Origin of the sequence: Ferrovibrio sp. (assembly GCF_002796975.1) — a bacterium.
In the GTDB taxonomy this organism is placed as follows: Bacteria; Pseudomonadota; Alphaproteobacteria; order Ferrovibrionales; family Ferrovibrionaceae; genus Ferrovibrio.
In genome coordinates, this window is the sequence record NZ_PEKV01000001.1 from 96,982 (window position 1) to 103,147 (window position 6,166).

General features: G+C 65.4%; 6 protein-coding genes. 2 read left to right on the forward strand and 4 right to left on the reverse strand.

Annotation, left to right across the window (positions count from 1 at the left end):
• Window positions 1–2 precede the first annotated feature (2 nt).
• Window positions 3–2,186, forward strand: coding sequence for an FUSC family membrane protein (locus CTR53_RS00470; RefSeq protein ID WP_290808203.1), 2,184 nt, complete (start codon window positions 3–5; stop codon window positions 2,184–2,186).
• On the opposite strand, the gene CTR53_RS00475 is transcribed toward CTR53_RS00470, so the two are convergent.
• From CTR53_RS00475 to CTR53_RS00485, 3 genes are all read right to left on the reverse strand, one after another.
• Entirely contained in the window at window positions 2,170–2,355 is a 186-nt protein-coding gene (locus CTR53_RS00475; protein WP_290808207.1) for a hypothetical protein, read from the reverse strand. The two genes, CTR53_RS00470 and CTR53_RS00475, sit on opposite strands and share 17 nt — an antisense overlap.
• Window positions 2,356–2,616: 261 nt before the next feature.
• A complete protein-coding gene (gene acs / locus CTR53_RS00480) occupies window positions 2,617–4,560 on the reverse strand; it encodes an acetate--CoA ligase (RefSeq protein WP_290808210.1) in 1,944 nt (647 codons plus the stop codon).
• A 205-nt stretch (window positions 4,561–4,765) separates the two neighbouring features.
• Window positions 4,766–5,284: a MarR family winged helix-turn-helix transcriptional regulator gene (locus tag CTR53_RS00485; protein ID WP_290808213.1), complete on the reverse strand. Its 519-nt coding sequence runs from the start codon at window positions 5,282–5,284 to the stop codon at window positions 4,766–4,768.
• A 115-nt stretch (window positions 5,285–5,399) separates the two neighbouring features.
• Between CTR53_RS00485 and CTR53_RS00490 the strand changes: the two genes are divergently transcribed.
• Window positions 5,400–5,924: a PaaI family thioesterase gene (locus tag CTR53_RS00490; RefSeq protein ID WP_290808216.1), complete on the forward strand. Its 525-nt coding sequence runs from the start codon at window positions 5,400–5,402 to the stop codon at window positions 5,922–5,924.
• Between the two features lies 1 nt (window position 5,925).
• Here CTR53_RS00490 and CTR53_RS00495 read toward each other — a convergent pair.
• On the reverse strand, window positions 5,926–6,166 hold a 241-nt coding region (locus CTR53_RS00495; protein ID WP_290808218.1), incomplete at its 5' end, for a hypothetical protein.

Below are 6,166 nucleotides of genomic sequence, written 5' to 3' on the forward strand. Positions count from 1 at the left end.
GCATGATGTCGCGCGATTTCAGTTTTCCGATCTTCGCCCTGCCGGCGCAGCAGCTGCTGAGCGGCGCGACCGCCGCAGGCGGCGTCGCCATCGTGGCGCTGGCCGCCGCGCTGTGGCTTGGCCCTGCGGCGGCCGCCGTGGTGGCGGTGGGCGCCACCTGCGTCAGCATCGTCGACACGCCGGTGCCGCATGACTACAAGCGCGCCGCTTTCCTGATCGCCATCGTCTTCGACAGCCTGGCCACCCTGGCCATCGGCCTGGCCGGACATGAACCGCTGCTGCAGGCGCTGGTCGTCGCCGGTACCAGCTTCATCGGCGCGATGCTGACAATCTACGGCAAGACCACGCTGGCGCTGTGCATGTCGATGATCCTGTCGGTGGTGTTTGCCCTGGGTGTGCAGGTCGGCGCCAATTCGGACCAGCCGGGTATCGTGGCCGTCTATCACGCCCTGCTGGTCTTCACCGGCGCGGTGGCCTATGCCGCCTTCGGACTGGCGCTCAGCCACCTGCTGGAAGCGCGGCACAAGCAGATCGCGCTGACCGGCGCCCTGGAGGCCTTCGGCGATTACATCCGCGCCAAGGCCGCGCTGTATGACAGCCGCATCGGCATCGAGACCGGCTACGCCGGCCTGATCGAGCGGCAGGTCACGCTGATGGAGCGGGTGGAGAATGCCCGCAATCTGCTGTTCCGCCACATGCAGGCAACACGGCACCGCCAGATGGCGGCGGGCCTGATCGCCACGCTGGATGCCTTCGAGATCATCCTGTCGAGCCAGACCGACTACTGGCTGCTGCAGCGGCAGTTCTCCAGCCAGCGCGACAGCGGCGCGATCCTCAACCGCATCCGCATCGGCATCCTGCATACCGCCACGCTGGTGGAGGATATCGCCGAGGAAATCCGCACCGGCAAACCGAGCCCGTCGCTGCAGGCGATCCGCAACGAGTTTGCCGCCATTGCCGAAGCCCTGCAGCAGGTCGCGCCGCTGGATGAGGGCAGCGACGACCAGACCGAGCATGGTGCGGCATTGCTGGAACTGCGCGCCGTGCTGGAGCGGATCGGCCATGCCGTCGAGACCATCGACCGGCTGCAGGCGGTGATCCGTTCGCCGGACGCCGCCGAAGACCTGCTGGGTCTGATCAAGCTCGATGAATTCCTGCCGCCACGACCGTATCGGCTGCGCCTGATCCGCCGGCACCTGCGTCTGACCTCGCCGATTTTCCGCTATGCGCTGCGGCTGACCGCCGCCATGCTCTGCGCCTTTGCACTGGCCGCCACCCTGACGAAGTATTTCAGCCATGGCAGCTGGATCCTGCTGACCGTGGCGGTGATCATGCGCGCCAATTACAGCGCCACGCGCCAGCGCCAGAAAGACCGCCTGATCGGCAACCTGATCGGCTGCGTGCTGGCGGCGGTGGCGCTGCATCTGCTGAGCGATCCGGCTCTGCTGGCGATTTACTTTGCCAGTATCGCGCTGGCGCATGCCTATGCCCCGGTGCGCTACCTGATCACCTCGGTGGCAGCCTGCGTGATGGCCTTGCTGATGATGCATTTCCTCAGCCCCACGGCAGGCTCGATGCTGGCCGAACGCCTGCTGGATACCGGCCTGGGCGCCGCCATCGCCGCCCTGTTCAGTTTCCTGCTGCCCTACTGGGAGCGTCAGGACCTGCCGCAGCTGAGCGCGGCGCTGCTGCGCGCCAGCCGCAAATACGCGCGCCAGGCGCTGAAGCGGAATCCGCCCGAGCAGAATTATCGCCTCGCGCGCAAGGATCTGTTCGATGCGGGCGCCGATTTCGCCGGCGCGCTGCGCCGGCTCGCCAGCGAACCCGGCAGCCGCGACGCCGACATTGCCCGCCTGCAGTCGTTCCTGTCGGCCAATTACCGGATGATGGCGCAACTCGCCGCCCTGCATGTGCTGCTGCATATGCGCGGTCGCGATCTGGATGCAGGCACAGCCGAAACCCTGCTGGCCCGGCACCGCCCGATCCTGCTCACCCTGCTCGGCGGAGAGGCTGAGCCAGCCGTCGAGGCGGCAGCACCGTCACAGGGGGCGGAAGGTCAGTGGCAGATGACGGCGGCACTGATGCAGCGCCTGCAGCAGGCCGAAACAGTGGCCCGGCAGATCAGCGAACTGGCGGCCGGGCTGGCGGTGGCGCCGAATCCCTACGCCCTTAAACGCGGAACATGAAATACCAGGCCAGGACAAAGGCGATCACCACGCCTGCGATGCCGAAGCCCAGCACATAGCGCATGCGATGCAGTTCGATACCGGCACGCGCCTTCTGCGTCGGCACCACGCGTTCCCTCGTATCGTATTCCGCGCGTTCCTTCGGACCGTATTGCGACTGGACAGCCATCGCCGCGCCTCCGTTGATTGCCTCATTCCCATGAAAAAGGCCTGACGGCGTCCGGGGTTCCACAAATTCGGCGTATGGCAAAGCTTCGACGGAAAGAAAAAGAAAATGGGACCCCGGGTCAAGCCCGGGGTGACGGTAGAAATTTGATCGTCATCCCGGCCAAGCGAAGCGCGAGCCGGGATCCCATTTTTTATGTAGTCCGAAAACGAAAAGGGCGCCCGGATCGCTCCGGACGCCCTTTCCAATGCAGTGCAGCCTGGCTTAGCCGCGATTCATCCGGTTATTGACGAGATCGTCAACCACGCTGGGATCGGCCAGCGTGCTGGTGTCTCCCAGTGCCGAATGTTCGTTCTCGGCGATCTTGCGCAGGATGCGGCGCATGATCTTGCCCGAGCGCGTCTTGGGCAGGCCCGGCGCCCACTGGATCAGGTCGGGCGAGGCAATCGGGCCGATCAGGGTGCGAACATGCTGCACCAATTCCTTGCGCAGCTCGTCGGTCGCCGTGATGCCGGTCTTCAGCGTCACATAGGCATAGATGCCCTGGCCCTTGATGTTGTGCGGATAGCCGACCACGGCGGCCTCGGCCACCTTGGGATGGGCGACCAGCGCACTTTCCACCTCGGCCGTGCCCATGCGATGGCCCGACACGTTGATCACGTCGTCGACGCGGCCGGTGATCCAGTAATAGCCATCGGCATCGCGGCGGCAGCCGTCACCGGTGAAATACTTGCCGGGGAAGGTGCTGAAGTAGGTGTCGATGAAGCGCTGATGATCGCCATAGACCGTGCGCATCTGGCCGGGCCAGCTGTCGCTGATGCACAGGTTGCCCTCGGTGGCGCCGTCCAGCACCTTGCCTTCGCCATCCACCAGTTCCGGTTTGACGCCGAAGAAAGGCAGCGTGGCCGATCCCGGCTTCTGGTCGATGGCGCCGGGCAGCGGTGTAATGAGAATACCGCCGGTCTCGGTCTGCCACCAGGTATCGACGATCGGGCAGCGGCCGTCGCCGACCACGCGGTGATACCACAGCCAGGCTTCCGGATTGATCGGCTCGCCCACGGAGCCGAGCAGACGCAAGGAGGCGCGGCTGGTCTTCTTCACCGGCGCCTCGCCTTCGCGCATCAGCGCGCGGATGGCGGTCGGCGCCGTGTAGAAGATGTTGACCTTGTGCTTGTCGATCACCTGCCAGAAGCGCGAGGCATCCGGATAGTTCGGCACGCCTTCGAACATCAGCGTGGTGGCGCCATTGGCCAGCGGCCCATAGAGGATGTAGCTGTGGCCGGTGACCCAGCCCACGTCGGCGGTGCACCAGTAGATGTCGCCGTCGTGATAGTCGAAGACATAGTGATGCGTCATCGCGGCGAAAACGAGATAGCCACCGGACGTGTGCAGCACGCCCTTCGGCTTTCCGGTCGAACCGGATGTGTAGAGGATGAACAGCGGATCTTCCGCATTCATCGGCTCGGGTTCGCAGGTTGCCGGCACCTTGGCGGCCTCGTCATGCAGCCAGACATCGCGGCCGGCCGTCATGTCGATCTTGCCGCCGGTATGCTTCACCACCAGCACGGTTTTCACATTCGGGCAGGTCTTCAGCGCCGCATCGGCATTGGCCTTGAGCGGTACACCGCGACCGCCGCGCAGGCCTTCGTCGGCAGTGATCAGGAACTGGCTGTCGCAATCCTGGATGCGGTTGGCGAGGCTGTCGGGCGAGAAGCCGCCGAACACCACCGAATGAACGGCGCCGATGCGGGCACAGGCCAGCATCGCATAGGCCGCCGCCGGGATCATCGGCAGGTAGATGGTGACGCGGTCGCCCTTCTTGACGCCCCTGGCCTTCATCACATTGGCGAGGCGGCAGACTTCGTCATGCAGCGTCTGGTAGGTGATGTTGTCCGCCTTCGACGGATCGTCGCCCTCCCAGATGATCGCGGTCTGATTGGCGCGCTTGGGCAGATGACGGTCGATACAGTTGGCCGAGACATTCAGCGTGCCGTCGGCGAACCAGCGGATATGCAGGTCCTTCTTGTCGAAGGACACGTCCTTGACCTGGCTATAGGGTTTGATCCAGTCGAGCCGCTTGCCCTGCTCGCCCCAGAAGGCGACCGGATCCTTTACCGACTGCTCGTACATCGACTTGTATTTTCCGGCATCGACCCAGGCGCGTTTGGCCCAGTCGGCAGCGACCGGAAACAGCTCATTATCAGCCATGACTACGGCTCCCCTTCCTGCATGATAGCCGGCCCGGTCGGCCCGGATGGTGATCCGGACGTCCAAGGCCAGACGGCGTTCTTCCCTATGCAGCGATGATGCCCGCAAGGCTGTGCAGGAACAAGGCGGGCCGCCCCGGTTTTCGACCAAAGCATAGGCCGGTCCTCCACTTAAGTCGTGGCGGCCGCGCCGGAATTCCCGGTTGTCAGAGATCGTTGGCGATGGTGCGACCGGCTGCCGCAGGCAGGCCGGCGATGGTGGTTTCCAGCGCCTGCATCAGGGGGGCGAACTGCCCGCCCAGGGCGGCATGCGCCTCGTCCTGCGCGGCGCGCCACAGCGCCACACCGGCGCGGTAAGCCGCCCGGCCCTCGCGTGTCGCCCGCACCAGCTTGGCGCGGCCATGGCCGCTCGGCGTCACGTCCACTAGGCCGGCGGCGATCATCGGCTTCAGGTTGCGGCTCAAGGTCGTGCGGTCGAGATCGAGGGCTGCGGCCAGTTCGGTGATGCTGGGCGGCCGGCCGTTCTGCTTCTCGCAGGCCCAGGCCATGCCGACCAGGCTGTATTGCGGCAGGCCCAGCCCGATGGGGCTGAGCCGCTCGGCATAGAGCGCGCTGGCGCGCCGGGCCGCGGCGCGCAGCTGGAAACACAGGCAGAATTCGGTGCCGTCCGGCATCGGTGGCGGCAGGACGAAGGTTTCGTCAGAGAATTGTGGACTCCGGCTCATATCGTGTATATACACGATATTGGGTCGTCCGGCAAGCCATCCTCCCGGCGGACCCTGAACTTCCGGCCTCCCCGCTTTTTCTGGGCCGATAAAAACAATCCGACAGGAGCCTTCGATGTCCGCCGCCCCCAATGACAATGTCCCAGCCCGCTCCGCCGACCTGCAGCCGCCGAAGGGCGGCAGCTACGCGCCGGTACCGCTGGAAACGTTGCGCGAGCTGGACGGCATCGAGCTGTTCCGCAAGATCATGGCCGGCGACCTGCCGGGCGCGCCGATCGCCGAGATCATGAACATGTGGATCCATGAGGTCGAACCGGGCCGCGTGGTTTTCGCCGGCCGGCCCGACCTGCAGCATTACAATCCGATCGGCAGCGTGCATGGCGGCTATGCAGGCACCATGCTCGACAGTTGCATGTCCTGCGCCGTGCAGTCGCTGCTGCCCAGGGGCATGGGCTACATCACGCTGGAATACAAGGTCAGCCTGGTGCGCGCGATCAGCCACAAGACCGGCACCGTCTATGCCGAGGGCAAGGCGATCCAGGTCGGCAGCCGCGTCGGCACGGCGGAAGGCCGCATCGTCGATGCCGGCGGCAAGATCCTCGCCACCGGCACCACGACCTGCCTGATTTTCCCGATCTGACTTAGTCGCGACGCCAGACCGGCTTGTCGAGTTCGCCCCAGATATCGGCGCGCGACAGGCCGAGGTCGCGCAGGGTGGCATCGCAGAGTTCGGCCATCTGCTGACGCTCGCGCCGTTCGCGTTCGGTGGCGGCGAGGCGCAGCAGCAGGCTGACGGCGGCTTGCTGCAAACGATGTAACAGCGGAACGGCAGCGTGGTGGGCAGCGGTTTTGGCATGCGTATGGGTGGCGAGAATCGCAGTC